Origin of the sequence: Pseudoalteromonas piscicida, from assembly GCF_000238315.3 — a bacterium.
Classification (GTDB): domain Bacteria; phylum Pseudomonadota; class Gammaproteobacteria; order Enterobacterales; family Alteromonadaceae; genus Pseudoalteromonas; species Pseudoalteromonas piscicida.
In genome coordinates this window covers 2,512,602-2,533,500 of the sequence record NZ_CP011924.1, presented here as the reverse complement: position 1 = coordinate 2,533,500, position 20,899 = coordinate 2,512,602, and the positions used below count along the sequence as shown (strand labels likewise).

The 20,899-nt window shown below is 43.3% G+C and carries 19 protein-coding genes; 12 read left to right on the top strand and 7 right to left on the bottom strand.

Features of this window, described 5'->3' with window-relative positions; translation table 11 throughout:
• Positions 1-65: 65 nt before the first annotated feature.
• The 12 genes from PPIS_RS11815 to PPIS_RS11755 all read left to right on the top strand — a co-directional run bounded on the left by PPIS_RS11815 (position 66) and on the right by PPIS_RS11755 (position 15,032).
• Positions 66-329 carry a DUF4212 domain-containing protein gene (locus tag PPIS_RS11815; RefSeq protein ID WP_010378736.1) on the top strand — a complete coding sequence of 88 codons (264 nt, stop codon included), beginning with the start codon at positions 66-68 and terminating at the stop codon, positions 327-329.
• Positions 330-340: 11 nt separating this feature from the next.
• Positions 341-2,065, top strand: coding sequence for a sodium:solute symporter family protein (locus tag PPIS_RS11810; RefSeq protein ID WP_010378738.1), 1,725 nt, complete (start codon positions 341-343; stop codon positions 2,063-2,065).
• Between the two features lie 90 nt (positions 2,066-2,155).
• The gene (locus PPIS_RS11805; protein WP_010378741.1) at positions 2,156-3,994 is read left to right on the top strand and encodes a DUF294 nucleotidyltransferase-like domain-containing protein; all 1,839 of its coding nucleotides are present in this window, start codon (positions 2,156-2,158) and stop codon (positions 3,992-3,994) included.
• Between the two features lie 3 nt (positions 3,995-3,997).
• Positions 3,998-4,615 (top strand): 3'-5' exonuclease, encoded by a 618-nt coding sequence (locus PPIS_RS11800; protein ID WP_010378743.1) that lies wholly within the window; start codon positions 3,998-4,000, stop codon positions 4,613-4,615.
• Positions 4,616-4,724: 109 nt separating this feature from the next.
• Positions 4,725-5,735, top strand: a complete 1,011-nt coding sequence (gene epd, locus PPIS_RS11795) for an erythrose-4-phosphate dehydrogenase (protein ID WP_010378745.1) — start codon at positions 4,725-4,727, stop codon at positions 5,733-5,735.
• Between the two features lie 127 nt (positions 5,736-5,862).
• Positions 5,863-7,041: a phosphoglycerate kinase gene (locus tag PPIS_RS11790; protein WP_010378747.1), complete on the top strand. Its 1,179-nt coding sequence runs from the start codon at positions 5,863-5,865 to the stop codon at positions 7,039-7,041.
• Positions 7,042-7,239: 198 nt separating this feature from the next.
• Positions 7,240-8,304, top strand: a complete 1,065-nt coding sequence (gene fba, locus PPIS_RS11785) for a class II fructose-bisphosphate aldolase (protein WP_010378749.1) — start codon at positions 7,240-7,242, stop codon at positions 8,302-8,304.
• A gap of 530 nt (positions 8,305-8,834) precedes the next feature.
• Positions 8,835-9,788, top strand: coding sequence for a porin (locus PPIS_RS11775; protein WP_010378752.1), 954 nt, complete (start codon positions 8,835-8,837; stop codon positions 9,786-9,788).
• Positions 9,789-10,083: 295 nt separating this feature from the next.
• Positions 10,084-10,773 (top strand): phosphate regulon transcriptional regulator PhoB, encoded by a 690-nt coding sequence (gene phoB / locus PPIS_RS11770; protein ID WP_010378755.1) that lies wholly within the window; start codon positions 10,084-10,086, stop codon positions 10,771-10,773.
• A gap of 51 nt (positions 10,774-10,824) precedes the next feature.
• Complete coding sequence (gene phoR / locus PPIS_RS11765) at positions 10,825-12,153, top strand: phosphate regulon sensor histidine kinase PhoR (protein ID WP_010378759.1); 1,329 nt, start codon at positions 10,825-10,827, stop codon at positions 12,151-12,153.
• A 77-nt stretch (positions 12,154-12,230) separates the two neighbouring features.
• Positions 12,231-13,199, top strand: a complete 969-nt coding sequence (locus PPIS_RS11760) for a PstS family phosphate ABC transporter substrate-binding protein (protein WP_010378762.1) — start codon at positions 12,231-12,233, stop codon at positions 13,197-13,199.
• A 210-nt stretch (positions 13,200-13,409) separates the two neighbouring features.
• Positions 13,410-15,032, top strand: a complete 1,623-nt coding sequence (locus tag PPIS_RS11755) for a methyl-accepting chemotaxis protein (protein ID WP_010378764.1) — start codon at positions 13,410-13,412, stop codon at positions 15,030-15,032.
• A gap of 77 nt (positions 15,033-15,109) precedes the next feature.
• Here the strand turns inward: PPIS_RS11755 and PPIS_RS11750 are convergent, their stop codons facing one another.
• The 7 genes from PPIS_RS11750 to pcnB form a co-directional block, all read right to left on the bottom strand.
• Positions 15,110-15,517 (bottom strand): type 2 periplasmic-binding domain-containing protein, encoded by a 408-nt coding sequence (locus PPIS_RS11750; protein ID WP_010378767.1) that lies wholly within the window; start codon positions 15,515-15,517, stop codon positions 15,110-15,112.
• A gap of 11 nt (positions 15,518-15,528) precedes the next feature.
• Positions 15,529-16,722 (bottom strand): porin, encoded by a 1,194-nt coding sequence (locus PPIS_RS11745; RefSeq protein ID WP_010378770.1) that lies wholly within the window; start codon positions 16,720-16,722, stop codon positions 15,529-15,531.
• A gap of 331 nt (positions 16,723-17,053) precedes the next feature.
• Positions 17,054-17,284, bottom strand: a complete 231-nt coding sequence (locus PPIS_RS11740; protein ID WP_010378773.1) for a hypothetical protein — start codon at positions 17,282-17,284, stop codon at positions 17,054-17,056.
• 9 nt (positions 17,285-17,293) lie between these two features.
• The gene (panC, locus tag PPIS_RS11735) at positions 17,294-18,142 is read right to left on the bottom strand and encodes a pantoate--beta-alanine ligase (RefSeq protein WP_010378775.1); all 849 of its coding nucleotides are present in this window, start codon (positions 18,140-18,142) and stop codon (positions 17,294-17,296) included.
• Positions 18,143-18,227: 85 nt separating this feature from the next.
• Positions 18,228-19,022, bottom strand: coding sequence for a 3-methyl-2-oxobutanoate hydroxymethyltransferase (gene panB / locus PPIS_RS11730; RefSeq protein ID WP_010378777.1), 795 nt, complete (start codon positions 19,020-19,022; stop codon positions 18,228-18,230).
• A 20-nt stretch (positions 19,023-19,042) separates the two neighbouring features.
• Positions 19,043-19,525: a 2-amino-4-hydroxy-6-hydroxymethyldihydropteridine diphosphokinase gene (gene folK / locus PPIS_RS11725; RefSeq protein WP_010378779.1), complete on the bottom strand. Its 483-nt coding sequence runs from the start codon at positions 19,523-19,525 to the stop codon at positions 19,043-19,045.
• Positions 19,526-20,842, bottom strand: coding sequence for a polynucleotide adenylyltransferase PcnB (gene pcnB, locus PPIS_RS11720; protein ID WP_010378782.1), 1,317 nt, complete (start codon positions 20,840-20,842; stop codon positions 19,526-19,528).
• Positions 20,843-20,899: the final 57 nt, after the last annotated feature.

Here is a 20,899-nt window from a genome sequence, read left to right as displayed (position 1 = left end):
CTACTCTCATTAAGGTCTATTAACACAACTTGCTCCATGTTGGAGCGGGTGATAGGAGATTTAAAATGGCTTTTAAAAGTGAAGAACAAGCGAAAGCATATTGGTCAGAAAATCTCGCCTTGATGTTTAAGCTACTCACTATTTGGTTTGTCGTCTCATTTGGATTCGGCATCCTGTTAGTTGATGTGCTCAACGAAGTTCGTTTTTTTGGATTTAAACTCGGATTTTGGTTTTCTCAGCAAGGCGCAATTTATACTTTTGTTGCGTTAATTTTTGTCTACGTTTCAAAAATGAATGCGTTAGATAAAAAATACGGCGTGGATGAGTGAGGAGCTAATCGATGGATGTTCAAATTTTAACTTTTATTATCGTCGGCCTTAGTTTTGCGCTTTATATCGGTATCGCTATCTGGGCGAGAGCTGGGTCCACGAATGAATTCTATGTTGCTGGCGGCGGTGTGCCTCCTGTTGCAAACGGTATGGCAACTGCTGCAGATTGGATGAGTGCAGCGTCCTTTATTTCAATGGCGGGGATTATTTCCTTCGCTGGTTACGACGGCGGTGTTTACCTTATGGGGTGGACCGGCGGTTATGTATTACTTGCCCTGTGTTTAGCACCTTATTTGCGTAAATTTGGTAAGTTCACGGTACCAGATTTTATCGGTGATCGTTACTATTCTCAGGTTGCACGTGTGGTTGCGATCCTGTGTGCTATCTTCATCTGTTTTACCTATATTGCTGGCCAAATGCGTGGTGTTGGTGTGGTGTTTTCTCGTTTCCTCGAAGTGGATATCGAAACGGGCGTTTACATCGGAATGGTGATTGTATTCTTCTACGCGGTACTTGGTGGTATGAAGGGGATCACTTATACACAGGTCGCTCAATATTGTGTACTTGTCTTTGCTTACTTAGTTCCTGCTATTTTCATCTCACTGATGATGACGGGCCATTTACTACCACAAACCGGTTTTGGTGCAACGTTGGTTGATGGCTCGGGCACCTATCTACTCGACAAGCTAGATGGACTCAGTACCGAACTCGGCTTTGCGCAGTACACTGAAGGCTCTAAGAGTATGGTTGATGTGTTCGCTATTACCGCTGCACTTATGGTTGGTACTGCTGGTCTGCCTCATGTAATCGTTCGCTTCTTCACCGTTCCTAGAGTAAAAGACACTCGTATTTCAGCCGCTTGGACCTTAGTGTTTATCGCTATCGTATATACAACTGCACCTGCTGTTGCGTCATTCGCTCGTGTGAATATGATCGACACGATTAACGGTAAAGATGGTAGTGGCACGGTATATGAAGAAGCACCACAGTGGGTGAAAAACTGGGAAAGAACGGGCCTTATCATATTCAATGATAAGAATGGTGACGGCAAAATGCAGTACTCTGCAGGCAAGATTGATGATCCTGCAAGTGCAAACGAAGTGAAGATTGACCGCGATATTATGGTATTGGCGAATCCAGATATTGCGAATCTGCCTGCGTGGGTGATTGCATTGGTCGCTGCGGGTGGTATTGCAGCAGCGCTATCGACAACCGCTGGTTTGCTACTGGTTATTTCAACATCGGTATCACATGATTTGTTGAAGCGTACCATTAAGCCGGATATCAACGATAAACAAGAATTGCTGGTGGCACGCTTAGCAGCGATGGTCGCTATCGCAATCTCGGCGTACTTTGGTATAAACCCACCTGGGTTTGTTGCCTCGGTGGTTGCATTTGCCTTCGGGTTGGCTGCGGCGAGTTTCTTCCCTGCAATTATCATGGGGATATTCTCTAAGCGAATGAATAAAGAAGGTGCGATTGCCGGCATGGTAACGGGTATTGGTTTCACTGCGGCTTATATTATTTACTTTAAGTTTGTCAGCCCTGAGCTAAATGCTCCTGCAAACTGGTTGTTTGGGATTTCTCCTGAAGGGATCGGTATTGTAGGTATGCTAGTGAACTTCGTTGTAGCTGCACTGGTTATGAAGGTAACCGCGGATACACCTGAAGAAGTTAAAGTGATGGTTGATGGGATCCGTAACCCTAAAGGATCTAGCGCTGCTCACGCACACTAAGCAATACTAATCGAATTTGCCCAGCCAGCGTGCTGGGCAAATTTGTTTTTGATAGTGCAAAATTGTAGACGATTAAAAGGACAGTTAGGTATGACGCCAGAAATTCAAGATGTCTTTCAGTTTGTTTATAAACAAGCCCCGTTTTCTGAATTACCCGAAGCGGCTGCCAGCTACTTTTCAAAACACATCGAAATTGTTTACCTTAGCCAGGCGAATCAACAAGATTGGCTTCAAGATGGCAAGCCAAATCTATATTTGCTGCGCTCTGGTGTGGTTGATCTGATCTCTGCTAAAGACGAAGTCATTGGTCGTATGAGTGAGGGAGACTACTTTGGTTATCCTTCTTTATTAACCGGTGATGCCATTCAAAATCGCATCGAAGTTCAAAAAGATGGCTTGGTTTACATTCTCAATGAGCAGAACTTTGATTTTTTGCGCCGAGAATACAAACCTTTTGAGCAATACTTTGTTAGAGCACACGCTAACCGACTACTTTCTTCTCGTTATAAACAGCAAAGCGAAACTTGGTCAGAACGGAAAATATCTGAGCTAATGACTAAAGACGCGGTTACTATCGCGCCGACAGCAAGTATTCGTGAAGCTGCCAAATTGATGAGCCTGCATCGTGTTTCATCAATTATGGTCACGGAGCAAGCGCGCTTGGTTGGCGTTGTGACGGATAGAGATCTGCGTAATCGAGTTCTAGCGCAAGACAAAGATCCTAGCGCTCCACTTGCTGAGATCATGACGGAAAAGCCAAAGCATATCTTTGAAAACAATCGTGTGTTTTCGGCCCTGCATTTAATGCTTAAGCACAATATTCATCATTTGCCAGTGTTAAATGAAGCATATAAACCACTGGGCATGCTGACCAGCACCGATCTGCTGAGACAGCAAAAAAGTGATCCGGTACAACTTATTGGCAGGATCTATAAAGCACAAAATCTTCTGGCTATCAAAAACTGCGCTCAGGAGATCCCGGATCTATTGCGTCAATTTTCCTATCATATTGAAGATATTTCACTGATTGGCAAGCTACTAAGTGGCCTCACTGATGCGCTAACATCAAGATTAATCTATTTATATCAACAGCAGCACGGTGCCGCGCCATGTCGCTTTGCGTGGATCTGTTTTGGCTCTCAGACACGAGAAGAGCAGACCTTACATTCAGATCAAGACAATGGTTTGTTGCTACCAGACAATATCAGCGAAAACGATCGTCGTTACTTTGCTGCTTTAGGCGCGTTTGTCTGTGAGCAACTCAACGAGTGCGGCATTCAATCTTGCCCAGGAAATATCATGGCCAGTAATGCCGATTGCCGTGGCACAGTTGCCCAGTGGACCGCCAAATTTAGCAAGTGGATCTTGTCTCCTACACCAAAAGCGATGCTTAATTGCAAGATCTACTTTGATATGCGTTTTATTGATGGCGCCAGCGATCTCTATGCAACTCTTCGCCAATCTTTGGATCAGATCAGTCGAAACGAGCTGTTTTATGCGGCAATGGCGACAGACATCAACGCAAATTCGGTACCGATCGGGATCTTTCAACAATTTAAGCTGGAAAAAGACAAGAGCAAACATAAGTATTTAGATCTGAAAAAGCGTGGGGTTGCCATTATCAATGATGTGGTTAGGTTGTATGCGCTAAAGGTTGGAGTTGCAAGAGCTAACACTTTAGAGCGCCTAGAGGCACTGACTAAAAGCCCATTGCTTGCTAAGTCGGATATCGACAATCTAAAAGACTGTTGGCGATTCTTAACACAGTTGCGGTTAAAGACCCAAATCAACCGTGAAGGATTACCAGGAAACTGTATAAACCCAGAAAACCTCTCTTCTCTTGAACGCCATCAGCTCAAAGAAGCATTTTATTTAGTAAAACAAGCACAGCAGGCGAGTGCGTTTAAGTTTGCTCGAGGGAGTTTATAAGCAATGAACTGGTTTTCTCACTCAGTTGCTAAGTGGCGCTATAAACATCTGCCGTTTGCGCAAGCCGAGTTGGTGGTGCTAGACCTTGAACTCACCGGGCTTGACCCTAAGCGCCATGAAATTGTGTCGGCTGGTTGGTTGCCAATTAAAAATATGCGGATCCAAGTGAAAGATGCGCAGTATCACTTGAACAGTGAAGTGCGAACGCTTGCACAAAGTCCAGTTTTCCACGGTATTGATAGTAGTCGATTGGCCGAAGGTGAGTCCTTACAAACTTTGTTGCTGGCGCTTCAGCGCGCGCTCCACGGTAAAGTGTTAGTATGTCACAACGTACAGATGGATTGGGCGTTTCTTAAGGCGGCATTTCAGCGCTTTGAGCTAAACGTAAGACCTGCCTTGCTGTTAGATACCATGCAGATAGATAAGCGTCGCGTGTTAAAGCAAGGCTATCCGTTGGCGCAGGATGCATTAACACTAAACGCTTGTAGAATGCGTTATGGTTTACCTCCTCATCAATTGCATGATGCGCTTAGTGATGCTTTAGCGACAGCGGAGCTACTGTTGGCGCAATCTCAGGCCATTTGTGCTGGTGGTAAATGTAAAATTGCGGATTTAACTTGAGTTAAAAAATTGCCCTAGCCCCTTACACATTTCACTCAGGTCGATTACAATAGCGCCATCAAAACGAAGGGGAACTTTCGTACTTGCGACTTCATGGATTTTCAATTTAATGACAATCAAGCTTGCAATTAATGGCTTTGGTCGAATAGGGCGTAATATCGTAAGAGCACTCTATGAGTCAGGTCGTCACCACGAAATACAAATTGTAGCCATCAATGAGTTGGCGGATCCTAAAGGGATCGCGCATCTTCTAAAATACGATACCTCACATGGGCGTTTTGCTTTTCCAGTTTCATTAACAGAATCTTTTTTGGAAGTAGCTGAGGATAAGATCCAGCTATTTTCAGAGCCGGATCCAAGTCACCTGCCTTGGCGTGCGCTGAATGTTGATGTGGTGCTCGATTGCACTGGCGTCTATCATTCTCGTCAGCACGCACTTGCGCATATTCAGGCAGGGGCGAAGAAAGTACTGTTTTCACATCCCGCGGATGCTGATGTTGATGCGACAGTGATCTTCGGTATCAACGAAGAGATACTGTTACCTGAGCACACCATTGTGTCTAACGGCTCATGTACAACAAACTGTATTGTTCCGGTAATTAAAGTGCTAGACGATAAGTTTGGTGTTGAGTCCGGTGCTATTACTACTATTCACGCCTCTATGCATGATCAACAAGTGATTGATGCTTATCACAGTGATTTGCGTCGTACGCGTGCGGCAAGCCAATCGATCATTCCTGTTGATACTAAGCTTGCTCGCGGTATTGAACGTATTTTACCTAAGTTCCAAGGTCGTTTTGAGGCGATCGCGGTACGGGTGCCAACAATCAATGTTACGGCGATGGATCTGAGCGTTACGCTCAATGAAAATGTCACAATTGATGCGGTAAACTCGGTTCTAAAACAGGCCGCTGGTGGTCGTTTAGAAGGGGTGCTGAGCTATACTGAAGAGCCGTTAGTGTCGGTTGATTTTAATCACGATCCACATTCTTGTATTATCGATGGTACGCAAACTCGAGTGAGTCACAAGCGCTTAGTTAAGCTGCTAGTTTGGTGTGATAACGAGTGGGGTTTTGCTAATCGTATGCTTGATACCGCTTGCGTGATGATGCGTGGCTAATCATTTGTTTCAGACGCTGTTATAATCAAATTGTCTGCACAAAATTAAAACAATAATTTAAACCGAGGTGGCAAACGATTGCTGCCTTGTAGATAACAAAATGTATCGTTCTTTAAGGAGATGTCCAATGTCAGTCATTAAGATGGCGGATTTAGATTTAAACGGCAAGCGTGTGTTGATCCGCGAAGACCTAAATGTGCCAATTAAAGATGGCAAAGTCGCGTCGGACGCGCGGATCCGTGCTGCACTACCTAGTATCAAATTAGCACTAGAAAAAGGCGCTAAAGTGATGGTGATGTCTCACCTTGGTCGTCCAACCGAGGGTGAGTATGATGCACAATACTCTATGCAGCCGGTTGTGGATTATCTTAATGATGCGTTATCTCAAGATGTACGTTTAGTGACTGACTATCTTGACGGCGTGGATGTACAAGACAATGAAGTTATCGTATTCGAAAACGTGCGTTTTAACGTTGGCGAGAAGAAAGATGATGAAGTACTTGCGAAAAAACTAGCAGCGCTTTGTGATGTCTACGTGATGGATGCCTTTGGTACTGCGCACCGCGCACAGGCTTCAACACATGGTGTTGGCTTGTACGCTGAGGTAGCTTGTGCAGGTCCATTGCTTGCAGCTGAACTCGACGCGCTTGGCAAAGCACTAGATAATCCAGCTCGTCCTTTGGTGGCCATCGTTGGCGGCTCTAAAGTATCAACCAAACTAACCGTGCTTGATTCATTGTCTAAGGTTGTTGATCAACTCGTGACTGGTGGCGGTATCGCGAATACTTTCATAGCTGCAGCGGGTAACCCTGTTGGTAAGTCGTTGTATGAAGCGGATTTGATCCCTGAAGCGAACAAGCTAGTGGCTGCTGCCAGAGCGAATGACGGCGATATTCCTGTTCCGACTGATGTGGTTGTAGGTAATGAGTTTTCAGAATCTGCAGTTGCTACTATTAAAGATGTAAGCGAAGTTTCAGACGAAGACATGATCTTCGACATCGGTCCTGATACTGCAACTCAGCTTGCTGAGATCATTGCGAGTGCTGGCACTGTGGTTTGGAATGGCCCTGTGGGCGTATTCGAATTTGATCAATTTGGTAATGGTACTGAGGCGATTGCCAATGCCATCGCTAAGTCGTCAGCATTCTCAATTGCTGGTGGTGGCGATACGTTAGCTGCTATCGATAAGTATGGCGTTGAGCAAGATATCTCTTATATTTCTACAGGTGGTGGTGCTTTCCTTGAATTCTTAGAAGGTAAAACGCTTCCTGCGGTCGCTATGCTTGAGCAGCGAGCTAGAGACTAAAATTGATTGAGGTAGCGCTAGGCTGCCTCTTAATATCAGGTAAACATCGCTCTCTCACATACTTGATGTTTGCTTGACGACGCGTAGCGTCTGGTTAGCCAACAAATAAAGTGGTTAACTTCATCAGCGTTGGCTGGTGTAAACATATTATCCGTTCAAACCGATAGCGGTGGCTATCAACAATTGGAGAAAAGCAATATGGCTTTAATCAGTATGCGTCAACTTCTCGATCATGCAGCTGAGCATGGTTATGGCGTTCCGGCATTTAACGTGAATAACCAAGAGCAAATGCGTGCGATCATGGAAGCTGCGGACAAGACAAATAGTCCGGTTATCGTGCAAGGTTCTGCTGGTGCACGCAAATATGCTGGTGCACCATTTATCCGCCACATGATTTTAGCGGCTGTAGAAGAATGGCCTCATATTCCAGTTGTAATGCACCAAGATCATGGTACTTCACCTGCTGTATGTCAGCGTTCTATTCAACTTGGTTTCTCATCAGTCATGATGGACGGCTCTCTAATGGAAGACGGTAAAACGCCTTCAAGCTACGAGTATAATGTGGACGTTACTCGCCGTACCGTTGAAATGGCGCACGCGTGTGGCGTGTCTGTTGAGGGTGAACTAGGTGTACTTGGTTCTCTTGAAACTGGTGAAGCTGGTGAAGAAGACGGTATTGGCGCTGAAGGTAAATTAACAGAAGATCAGCTACTGACAGATCCGGAAGAAGCTGCAGACTTCGTCAAGAAAACCAATGTAGATGCGCTTGCTATTGCATGTGGAACATCACACGGTGCTTATAAATTTACTCGTCCACCAACGGGCGATATTTTAGCAATTAACCGTATCAAAGAAATCCACGCTCGTATTCCTGATACTCACTTAGTAATGCATGGTTCGTCTTCAGTTCCGCAGGACTGGTTAGCAATCATCAATGAGTTTGGTGGTGAAATCCCTGAGACTTACGGTGTACCGGTTGAGCAAATTGTTGAAGGTATTAAATTCGGTGTTCGTAAAGTTAATATCGATACCGATTTACGTTTAGCATCAACAGGTGCTATTCGTCGCCACCTTGCGCAAAACCCAAGCAATTTCGATCCACGCAAATTCTTAGCTGAAGCGACGAAAGCGATGACTGAGATCTGTATTGCGCGCTACGAAGCGTTCGGTACAGCTGGTCAAGCGGCTAAGATCAAGCCAATTTCACTTGATGATATGCACTTGAGATATCTAACAGGTGAGTTAGATCCTAAAGTGAAATAACTTACCGGATCAAAATTTGACTAAGTAAAATTGTGCATCGCACTTTGATACTTCAAAAAGCCTCTGAAATAGAGGCTTTTTTTGTATCTGATCCTTGATTGGAAGCCAATGTTCAATAGGGCTTGCAAGGTGAAAATACACTTGGATCGCCATTTTACTAGCGAAGTAAATAGGGATCAGATCTTTACTAACAAAGATCATTGTTTGACTAAGTGGATATATTTCAAAACCTCAGATCAATAAGTTAGCTTCGCTTAGATCATTTTTATACCAACTTGATCGAGCGTGAAGTAGTAAGAGGTTAGTAAGAAAATGATCTTGGGGACGATCTTGTTAGTAAAAATCTGATCCTGACCGTGGATGATCCCCAGCAGTTAATAAAATACTGATCCCGGAGTCAGTTTCTTGATCTCCAGCTAAAAGTGTCTAACTTTAAAAATACGAGATCTGTTCGCTACCTCCTCTCTGTCTGGCTTCAGAATCTCAAACCTTGTTGTACTGCGCCCAAATACTATCCAAGGTGATCAAAGATGAAAATGAAATACCTACCATTTGTTGCTCTAAGCCTTTGCTCTATGAGTGTTTGTAGTTATGCAAACGAAGCTGTATCTCTATACGGTAGAGCTCATGTCGGTGTACAGAATTCTGATAATGATGGTGACAGCGATACTTCAATTGAAAGTTATAACTCTCGCATGGGATTAAAGGGAGCTGCAAAGCTGCAAGAAGGACTTGAGATTTTTTATAAATATGAATTCCAAGTTGAGATCACGGATCAAGACAAAGATGGTAAGTCAGGTGATAATCTTACAGCACGCTCTCAGTATCTTGGGGTTAAAGGTAGCTATGGTCAGCTCCTGATCGGCCGTGATGATACACCGATGAAAAAGTCGCAAGGCAAAGTGGACTTAATGAATGACTTTTCGGGTGATATTAATTCGTTCTTTGTTGGTGAAAATCGCCTTGGTGACACCGTGCAATATACAACTCCGGCTATTAATCATTTGCAGTTTACAGTGAGTTATATTGCCGACGACAACAGCAAACAAAACGGTGAAGATGGCTTATCTTTGTCGGCAAGTTACGGTGATAGCAAACTCAAGAAAACCAATGTATATGTTGCTGTTGCCCATGATAATAAAGTGGCGGGACAAGACATTAATCGCGTGACGGTACAAGGAAAGCTGGGGGACTTTAAACTCGGTGGTATGTATCAACAGAATGAAGCGATAGATAGCGATGAGGAAATAGACAGTTTTATGGTGAGCGCTGCTTACCAGATTGAGTCATATACCTTACTTGCCCAGTATCAAGATTCGGATGGGGCTGCAGGTAAGCTGAAAGACTCTGGCAATGCAGCCTCAGTAGGTGTGGAAAAAAGTTTAAGTAAACAAGCTCGTATGTATCTTTGGTATTCTAAATTTTCTTTGGATAACAACGAAGATCACAACACGATGGCAGTCACATTGAGATATGACTTCTAATTTACAAGGCGTAAGGCTACTTACAAAAGGCGTGCTGGTTGTGAATTGCAGCGTCGCTTTTGAAGTATAGCTTGGAGGTCTTAGTCCATATTTCGAAAACACTATTTTGAAACCAACGTTTTAGTATAAAGCACCATGAAAATCAGTTGATTATAAATAAATAAGGTATTCCCTTTGTAGCCAAAAAAGAGATTTTTTTGGCTTGTTTTGCGTTTACACGTTACACTTTCATAAAAATGTCACAGTTAGTCATAATAATGACATCAACAACGTCGGTAACGAGAGAACATTGGGAATGTCACGTAAAGTACTTGTAGTTGATGATGAAGCACCTATCAGAGAAATGTTGGTGTTCGTACTAGAGCAAAATGGTTTTCAAGCAATTGAAGCGGAAGACTATGATTCAGCAGTTGCTGCTATGGTAGAGCCTTATCCAGATATGGTGCTACTAGACTGGATGCTGCCAGGAGGCAGTGGTATTCAAATTGCTAAAAAGTTTAAGCAAAGTGAATATACCCGTCAGATCCCAATCATCATGCTAACGGCAAGAGGTGAAGAGGAAGACAAAGTTAAAGGATTAGAGGTTGGTGCGGATGATTATGTGACAAAGCCTTTCTCTCCCAAAGAGCTAATGGCTCGTATCAAAGCGGTAATGCGCCGAGTTTCGCCGACGTCGCTAGAAGAAGCGATAGAAGTTCACGGATTACGTTTAGACCCTATTTCTCACCGAGTGACATCTGCGGGCACTGAGTTAGATATGGGGCCAACAGAGTTTCGTTTATTACATTTCTTCATGACACACCCTGAACGTGTTTATAGCCGTGAACAGCTGTTAGATCACGTATGGGGTACTAACGTGTACGTTGAAGATCGCACTGTAGACGTTCATATTCGTCGCTTACGTAAAGCTATCGCACCGCTTGGTCACGATCGCTTAGTGCAAACCGTACGTGGTGCAGGTTACCGCTTTTCGAGTAAACTGTAATTAGTATTCCAAGAGGAACTGAATTATTTGGTTCCTAAATGGATTTAGTCTATGTATCGAGTGATTGATAAACAGGCGTTAACAAGACGCCTGTTTTTGTATTTCCTACCACTAGCCTTAATTGGCTATTTAGTCAGTGCACCTTTTCTGTTTCTTTTCATCGGTGCTTTCGTCTTATTAGTTTGGCATTACAAACAACTCTATCGTTTGAGCGACTGGCTGCTCAACCAACGTAGTTTTAATCCACCTGAAGGTAAGGGCGCTTGGGAACAAGTGTTTGAAGGGATCTATCAACTTCAGCAACGTAATCGCAAAAAGCGTAATGAACTCGCTGAACTGATCCGACGCTTTCGTGAGGGGGCTGAAGCTATCCCTGACGCTGTCGTTGTACTGCAACAAGATCTCAGTATTGTGTGGTGTAACCAATTAGCCTTGAAAGTGTTAGGTTTGCAATGGCCTACAGATCATGGTCAAAGATTGGATAACCTTATCCGAGACCCTAAATTTGTAAAGTACATGCATGAACATCGCTTTGATGAAGCATTAGAGCTTGAGACTGGGCTTGCACATGAGCAAGTGTTGGAAATACGAGTAATGCCTTATGCCGAACAGCTTATGCTAGTGGCGCGTGATGTTAGCCGACTAAAGCAATTAGAGCAGATGCGCAAAGACTTTGTCGCAAACGTATCTCATGAACTAAGGACGCCCCTAACCGTCATGGCTGGCTACCTAGAGATGATGGATAGCGATAATATGCCACCCCCTGCGATGTGGGCTAAAGCACATGGCACTATGATAGATCAGTGTAAACGGATGGATAGTCTGGTAAATCAACTTCTTTCCTTGTCTCGAATCGAAGGGGCGAGAAAGCAAGACAATGACAAAGCCGTAAATATCCCCGCCATGCTTGATCTCATTCATACCGAAGCGAAGTCACTTAATCAGGAGAAGGGCCATGAGCTCATTTTTGATATTGATCCGACTTTGGATATCAAAGGGGCTGGGGATGAGTTACGTAGTGCTTACTCAAATTTAATTTTTAATGCTATTCATTACACCAAACCCGGTGGGCACATTCATGTACGTTGGTATTTAGAAAACGACTTGCCGACGTTTAGTGTTGTCGATAATGGCGATGGTATCGCGCCTGAACACATTAACCGACTAACTGAACGTTTTTACCGTGTGGATAAAGCACGAAGTCGAAAAACAGGTGGCTCGGGTCTTGGTTTAGCAATTACTAAACATGTGTTGTCTCGCCATGACTCAGCTTTACATATTGAAAGCAAAGTGGGTGAAGGCTCTCGTTTTTGGTTTGCTTTCCCCAAACAAAAGCGAATTTTTATGACAAATGATGAAAGTCATAAAAGTGTAATTTAAGAGTAATTTTATTGTCATTTTATCGCTGCACAATGAGCTGCGTAAAATAACTGGGACCAACAACTGGAGTGACCCCAATGAAATTTAAAAGCTTAGTTGCCGCAATGGGTGTGGCTATTACTACATTAGTTTCTACTCAACTATCTGCTTTAGACGAAAAGTTACCAGAGTATAATAAAACCAGCGGTATCTCAGGAAACTTCTCTTCTGTAGGTTCTGATACGCTTGCCAACATGATGACGTTTTGGGCAGAAGAATATAAAAGAATTTACCCTAACGTAAATATCCAAATCCAAGCTGCTGGTTCTTCTACTGCGCCACCAGCACTAACGGAAGCAACGGCAAACTTCGGCCCAATGAGCCGTAAGATGAAGTCAAAAGAAATTGAAGCTTTTGAAAAGCGTTATGGTTATAAGCCAACAGAAATCCGCGTAGCAATTGATGCGCTGGCGGTATTTGTACACAAAGATAACCCAATTGAAGGCTTAACAATTGAACAGGTTGATTCAATCTTCTCTTCAACACGCAAATGTGGTTCGGCAGCACAGGCAAATCGCTGGAGTGATGTTGGTCTAACGGGTGATTGGGCTGCAAAAGATATTCAGCTTTATGGTCGTAACTCAGTATCTGGTACTTATGGTTACTTCAAGAAAAAAGCACTGTGTAAAGGCGACTTCCGCAATAATGTTAATGAGCAGCCAGGTTCTGCGTCTGTAGTACAGTCTATCTCGTCTTCAGTGAATGCGATTGGTTACTCTGGTATCGGTTATAAAACGTCAGGCGTACGTACCGTACCACTAGCGAAAAAAGGCACGAACTACGTTGATGCAACATTAGAAAATGTGGCACAGGGTAAATACCCACTGTCTCGATTCCTATACCTATATGTGAACAAGCACCCTAATAAAGAATTAGCACCTATCGAGGCTGAATTCTTGAAGATGGTGTTGTCTAAAGAAGGTCAAAAGATTGTTGAGAAAGACGGTTATGTTCCTCTTTCTAGCGAAATGGCGACACGCGAATTGAAAAAGTTAGGTTTACTTTAATCAATTACTCAACCCACTAATTACTTGTTGTTATTGATGCCGCTCATTGAGCGGCATTTTTTTATTTTCACACTTCTATGTTCCCAGATTGAATAATTTGTTTAAATTTTCATCCTCAAGCGGCAAAAAAGCTGGAAATATTCTATATTTAGTTAAAATTTATAATAAATCAGTCGATAATGAACTCGTCTTACTTCAAAAGGTGTATATATGAGTCTAGGTACTGCTTTTGCTGATCTTAGTATCACCAAAAAGATCCACGCAATTACGCTCGTTGCGGTTGTCGCTTTTGTGGTTATCGTGTTTGTTAATTACAACGCTATTAGTTCTAACCAAAGGGCCTTAAATGAATTAGAGGAGCAGACATATAAAATTCTTAACCTCGCCACAGAAAACGCAAATAAGCTGCAGAATTTAGATGAACTATTCACTCAAGCTGTAACCTTCGGGGATGCTGAATTATTAGATAAAGCAAAAGAATATCAACAGCAAATCCAGGCTAACTTGCAAAAAATTGAGTCGGTACAAAGTGGCTTTATGCCCTCAGATAATAGCGACGAACTTGCACAATACGGCAAAATTGCGCAACAAATTGCTGGAGGAATGATAGATGGTACAGCTGATTTTTCCCGTATCCAAGAAGATGCCAAAAAGAAAACTGAAATCTACGAAGGCTTAGTCGCAGATTTTACCAAGGCTAAAACGAACGCGAATGATCGTTTTGTTGAATTACTTCAAAATACCGAAGAGCGCTCAGCAAACGCGCTCACGATAATGTTGATTGTGGCCGTTATTTCTTTACTTGTGCTGGTTTTCTTAGCGGTTGTGATTGCAAGAGGTATTGGTAACTCAGCTAAGGATGCGGCGCAAAATCTGAAACTATTAGCTCAAGGGCAAGGCTCCTTGTCCACCACGCTCAATGTACGCTCTCACGATGAAATTGGCCAAGTATCCATAAACTTCAATGAATTTGTTGCGTTACTAAAAGGGGCGGTTGTCGAGGTGATGAGTGTCGTCGAGCCTTTGATGAAAGACTCAAGTCGTCTTGTTCAGGGGATGGAAAAAGCTGAAGGGGCAACGAATCAACAAACGCACGACGCGGAAGTGGTACGTCAATCTATGGAAGAAATGCGGTTAAGTGTGGGTGATATCTCTCACTCGGCGTCACAGGCGTCTGATGCTGCGCAGCTGGCCGAACAGGAAGTTGAGCAGAGTAAGCGCCAAATTCAGGTGTCAGTTAACGAGTCACAAGCATTAAGTGAAGAAATTAATCATGCAGCAGAGACGATCAATAAGTTAGCTGATGATACGCAGAACGTGACGCAAATCTTAAATGTGATCACATCAATTGCTGAGCAAACCAATTTACTTGCCTTGAATGCTGCGATTGAGGCGGCTCGTGCTGGTGAGCAAGGTCGAGGTTTTGCGGTGGTTGCCGATGAAGTCCGCGAATTAGCCTCAAGAACAGCAAAGTCGACCAACGAGATAAGAGAGCTTTTAAATGTGCTAACAGAAGCGGCAAATCAAGCGGTGAAAGCAATGACAAGTGCAAGCAGTATGGCAATTAATAACGCTGAAGCTGCAGCACAAACCGGGCAGTCGATTGAGCAGATAGCAGCACAAATCCTGTCAATTAATAGCATGAATGGTCAAATTGCTGCGGCAACGGAAGAGCAGACTTCCGTGGCGGCTATGGTAGTAAATAATGTGACATCTATGCACCAGTCTTTCCAAGACACAATGCAAGCGTTGAATGAAGTACAAGACGTTGCAGAGAATCTCCATGTATTGTCCGACAACTTGAAAGATGCAACCTCAAAATTTAGAGTCTAGGACTTTATCAAAGAGAAATCATAAACGATAAATAAAAACAGCCACATTAAGTGGCTGTTTTTATTTGATAAGGAATATTAGTATTTACCTATCACTTTGACGGCACTGGTTACTTTACTTGCATCAATATAACCAATTGCGTCTGCATTGCTCGAAACAAAATCGATTACCGCTTGGTCGCTATCTAGCTTCTTCGGAGGTGTTCCCTTTCCGGTGAATACTAATTTAGACCAATGAGCATTTAGCTGAGAGCTCGATTTACCAATCACTTTGTCGTTAAATTCGTCAAATACAGCATTGCCATCCTGATTCACAGGGGTCGCACTACTACCATCGGCAAATGATTTGCTTTTGCCAAGGAATAACTTTTTGATAGTACCGTCATCCACAGTAGATGCATTTGCTGAGTTCACGATAACAGCAACATCTGCTAAAGTTGCCTGGCTGGCTAACAGTAGCCCTAAGGTCATTATTTTTTTGATCATATTAGCCTCCATTAGAATACTAAATCGATACCGAAGCTCAACAGCTCAACTTTTTGATCTGTTAGCGTGTTATTGAATTGGTTTAGTTCAATTTTGAACGCAGCTGATGGATGGAAGTCATAACGAGCACCAATACTCCACGTTTCTGATTCTGCACGAGCGCCTGCAAGCGCACCATTAACAAGTGTTCTTAAATAAGGTGCATTTGGATTGGTTGGATCGGTCGTGACAGGAATGGTTACACCATTTGGAGCGGTGATGGTGAGTGGGACAGAGTTAAACTCGTCGTTCTCATTCTTATCTTCATTGTGTTCGTAGGTTAGGTGAAGTGTCCACGTATCAATCCGATAACCGATAGATGCATAGTACTGTTGCTGTTTAGCAAGTATGCTGTTGTCTACGTCGAACTGAGTGTATTCTGCATCGAACAAGATATCATTATAGTCGATAGAAATACCAATTGCGGCAAAGTAAGCATCATCTTTGTCGACTGCGATGTCATCCGCTTGTTGAGTTAGTCCATAACCAGTCAACCCCGCTAACAATCCAGATAGTTCAGGACTATTAGCTGCGCTAATGCTCGCTTCGGTAGCAAAGTAGGCCGCACGTGCACTAAACCAATCTCTGCTCAGTGTCCAGTTAATACCGACTGTGTTGTTTAACTCTGCTTCATCTGAGTAGGTGATAGCAACAATGTCGTCATCTACGCTACCTAAAGCCAGCTGTACTGTGCTTTCCCATTCGCCTAATGTTGAGTTGTGGATATAGCTCAATCCATTATAGGTGCTAAAGCTTAGGTTATATACAGATTGAGGTGGTTTAACCCAACGGTATGCATAACCCACATCTAAAAAGTCAGAATAGCGATAGAATGGTATACGCATTTTACCTGCGCTTATCTGTGAAGAATCTGAAATCGCATAGGTTAAGTATGCCCATTCAAACTCGGCATCAAAGTCATTCTGACCACGGCCCACGATCTGTGCTGTGGCAGTTAGACTTTCTTGTAGATCGGCGGAAAGTTGTAGGGCGAATAAGCTACGGTTTTCCATATCAAAATCATTGTCATAGCCATATAGTGTGTCGTCACTATCTAGCGTTTGACCACCAATAATGGAAGCAAAACCATTAATTCTGATTTCAGCGGCGCTGTGAAAACTCACTGTCCCAAGCGCTATCGCTAATGCAATTGCTGACTTTTTCATATTGATCCCCATTTTCTTTGCAAAGAGTCGTGTCGGTAACGCTAATTCAAAGCGCTGATATGAGCACAAAAATAGCGTTACTTTTGTCTTAGAGATTAGAATAAAAACCAGAAATAACAAGTTATTAAGAAAAGTTAGTGCTCACTGCTCACATTATTTAGTAAACCAAGTATTGAGCCAAGTTAAGCTGGTGCTGTACGTCTATCTCATCAGACCAGTTTATTGTATCGCAAAATATTCTAAAAAGGTGAATAAAAAATAACAGCGGGAGTTAGAAAGTGTTTGTATTTAAAAGAATATTAAGGGGTCAAGTTGCTAAAAAAAGAGCAAACTATCCTTTGCTCTCGGTAATTTTTTCAGCCTGTACTTTGCAGGCATTATACTGCTCAATACATTTATCAGTGCATATCTGTAAAGACATTGTCTCTGGTGTGTTTTGCATCTCACAGCTGCGTTCGCATTGATAATTCTGTTGTGCGCACTGATTCAACTCAGGTGAGATAGAGTTACTGCACCCCAATAGGGTGGTAGAAAGTACTAACAAGGCGAACGCATTTTTCATTATTATTCCTTAGACTGTGACTTGAATATTATCAATCAGTCTGACTTTACCGAGAAAAGCTGCGGCAAGAATGACGAGTTGATTATCTTCGAGTGTAGCAGGTTTCAAGCTATCTTTTTGACAAATGTTAAAATAATCCAACTTTAAACCGGCATTATGCAGCATTTCTGTTGCATTTTTTGTTACCTTCGAAAAATCTTTTTCGCCATTTTCTAAAGCGCCAGCTGCTGCTTTTAGCGCTTGAAAGAGTACTTTAGCAGTATCTTTTTCAGATTCAGAGAGGTAACCATTACGTGAACTCATCGCCAGTCCAGAAACTTCTCTTTGAGTCGCAACACCAATCACTTCAACGGGAATAGACAGGTCTTTCACCATTGTTTTGATGACCTGTAACTGTTGAAAGTCTTTCTCACCAAAGCAGGCAAAATCAGGTTGTACTAAGTTAAACAGTTTTGTGACAACCGTTGCAACGCCACGAAAGTGCCCAGGGCGTGTGCCACCGCAGTGTCCTTCGGATACTCCCGGTACATCAACAAAACTTTGCGCATTTAGTCCGTTTGGATATATGGTTTCAACGGTAGGCGTAAACACAATATCGGTTTCTAGTTCTGCAAGGCCTTGCTTGTCTTGCTCAAGCGTACGTGGGTAGCTGTCGAGGTCTTCGTTCGCACCAAATTGCATTGGGTTTACAAAGATACTGACAACGACTTTATCCGCTAGGGTTTTTGCTTTTTCTACTAAGGAAAAATGACCGCGGTGAAGGTTGCCCATCGTTGGTACGAAGGCAATGCTTAATCCTTGTTGGCGCCAAGCTTTAATCTGGCTTCGTAACGATTTAATCTCAGTAACTGATTGCATGTTGTACTCTAACTCAATAATAACAATACCAACTCAAACAAAACGCTTGAATCGGACTTAGCGATAAGTATTGCTCATCGCAAATTTAATTAAATTCGTGATCAGGCCCCGGGAAGTCACCTGATTGCACGTCTGCACAAAACTTTTTCACCGCATCTGGCATGTTGCCGGTTTCGAGCAGGAAGTTCTTCGAAAACTTAGGAATATAGCCTGCGGAAATACCAACTAAGTCGTGCATAACCAAAATTTGGCCATCGGTCTCTTTACCAGCGCCAATACCAATGACCGGAATTGCCACGGCATCGGTAATACGTTTAGCCAATGCTGAAGGCACACATTCAATCACAATCATTTGTGCACCAGCACGTTCTAACGCTTGTGCATCGGCTATCATTTTTTGCGCCTGTGCTTCTTCACGACCTTGAATTTTAAAGCCGCCAAACACGTGCACTGATTGTGGTGTTAAACCTAAATGACCACAAACAGGGATCCCTTGCTGAGTAAGCAGTGCAATGCTGTCGTAAAGCCATTCACCACCTTCAAGCTTAACCATATTAGCACCAGAGCGCATCAAGGTAGCTGCATTCTGACAGGCTGACTGCGGATCTGAATAGCTCATAAAAGGCATATCGGCGATAACGAATAGCTCTTTACTACCAGCTCTGACACAACGGGTGTGATAGGCAATGTTATCCGTGGTAACGGCTAAAGTGTCTTCACCACCTTGTAAAACCATACCCAGAGAATCACCCACTAAGATGACATCTACGCCATTGTCGTGAAATAACTTTGCAAAACTTGCATCGTATGCGGTGAGGGCTGTTATTTTTGTTCCTTCACGCTTCATTTTGGCAAGTGTTGAGACGGAAATTTTTGCCATGGTAAACCCCTTGGATTGGTTTATTTGAGGATTGCTAATCCGTTAAGTGGTAACTTTTGTGTTAAAGAGTCAAGCTCAGTGCCATCAGGTAATTTGAGTTCTGGCGTTATCTCTAATAGTGGATAGACGACAAATTCTCTTTCTTTCAAGCCGTAATGTGGCACCATAAGTCTATCACTGTTAATGGTGTCGGTATTAAAAAGCAGAATATCTAAATCGAGCGTGCGCGGTCCCCAGCGCTCAGCTTTGCGTACACGACCATGTTCAAGCTCTATTTGTTGCAACACATCGAGTAAAGACTCTGCTGTTAATGATGTCGCCAGTTTTGCTACGGCATTCACATAATCAGGTTGATCTTGAGGGCCCATAGGTTTTGAGCCATACAGGCTAGAGTGCTGGACAAGCGAGAGGTCTGGATGGGCGGCGAGCACATCGAGTGCTCGCTGTATTTGTGCCATCGGTTCGGATAGGTTTGCACCCAATCCAATGTACGCAATATTCATTTAATCTTCTTTTGGTTTTCTTTTTGGCTTACGTCTATTATAACGACGCTTAGGTTTGCTTTGGTTACCTAAGTTGCGCACCATGTCTTTTTGGCCGGTGACGTCATTCTTTAGGTAATCAGTCCACCAAGCTGCAAGTTCTTCTTGCTCTTGCTCACCACTTTCAACACGCAATAATAGGAAATCATATGCGGCTTTGAATCTCGGCTGCAAGCTTAGGCGATATGCACGCTGGCCTGAACGTTTATCTAGGCGTTGTTGAATATGCCAGATATCTCGGGCACCTAAAGTAAAGCGTTTAGGCACTGCAACGTGTTTAGCATTTTCAGCAAGGACGTGATTAATGGCTTGCATAAAGGCATCATATTCATTCATACCTTCGGCCGCGAGCGCTTCGCTTTTAGCTAAAATAGGGAACCATAAAAGTGCTGCATAGATAAATGCAGGGGTTACTTTTTTATCCGCGTTGATACGGCTATCCGTATTGGCAAACATTTGCTGAATAAAGCGACGTTCAAAGTCATTATCAGGCTGTGCTAGGATTTTATCGAGCGCGGGGAATAATTGTGCAAATAAGCCGTATTCACGCATTTGAAGAAAATTTTCTTCCGCTTTACCATTTAAAAATAGCTTTAGCGTTTCTTCGAACAAGCGTGCAGCTGGGATGTGCCCAAGTAACGGCGCTAATGCTTTAATTGGAGTGCGGGTCGGGGTAGCAATCTCCATATCCAGTTTAGTTGCAAAGCGGATAGCTCTCAGCATACATACCGGATCTTCGCGATAGCGAGTTTCAGGATCGCCAATCAGCTCAATTTTACGCGCTTTAATGTCAGCAACACCGCCGGCAAAGTCGCGTAAGGTAAAGTCATTGATCGAATAATATAGCGCATTGATAGTAAAGTCGCGGCGCTCGGCGTCTTCTTCAATACTGCCGTAGACATTGTCGCGTAATAGCTGCCCGTGTTCACTGGCTTGACTTGTCGTGGCACAAGAGTCATCACTTTGGTGGTGACCACGCATGGTGGCAACTTCAATAATTTCCCGTCCAAAGACAATGTGCGCAAGACGGAAGCGACGACCTATTAAGCGACAGTTACGGAAGAGCTTTTTGATTTGTTCAGGTGTCGCATTAGTAACGACATCAAAGTCTTTAGGCTCTATTCCTAGCATGATATCGCGTATACAACCACCAACTAGGTAGGCATCATAGCCTCCGTCTTTTAAGCGATAGAGCACTTTGATAGCGTTAGGGCTAAATTGTTTACGAGATATACCATGCTCGCTGCGAGGAATTATCGCAGGTGTCGGGCTGGCCATTTTCACCGTCTCATCGCCTTTTCCAGTTACAAACTGGCGGCAAAAGTTTACAAGCTT